Below are 397 nucleotides of genomic sequence, written 5' to 3' on the forward strand. Positions count from 1 at the left end.
AGGTGCAACCGGTGCAACAGGTGCCAACGGTACCAATGGTTTGAATGGCGCTACCGGCTCAACAGGTGCAACAGGTAATACTGGAGCTACCGGAACAAACGGAGCTACCGGAACAAACGGAGCGACCGGTGCCACAGGAGCTACTGGTGCCACAGGAATCAATGGAACAAACGGAGCAACAGGTGCCACTGGTAATACAGGTGCTACAGGTGCAACAGGAACTACAGGTGCAACAGGTAATACTGGAGCCACTGGAGCCACAGGAACTACAGGTGCAACCGGTGCAACAGGTGCCAACGGTACCAATGGTTTGAATGGCGCTACCGGCTCAACAGGTGCAACAGGTAATACTGGAGCTACCGGAACAAACGGAGCTACCGGAACAAACGGAGCGAAT

Annotated in this window: 1 protein-coding gene; it reads left to right on the forward strand. The window is 54.4% G+C overall.

Going from position 1 to position 397, the window contains the following annotated elements; translation table 11 throughout:
- Positions 1–397 (forward strand): hypothetical protein (locus A0F92_RS01165; RefSeq protein ID WP_253810028.1); only part of this gene is annotated, 397 nt, incomplete at both ends.

Source organism: Hydrotalea flava (assembly GCF_001623405.1).
Lineage (GTDB): Bacteria > Bacteroidota > Bacteroidia > Chitinophagales > Chitinophagaceae > Hydrotalea > Hydrotalea flava.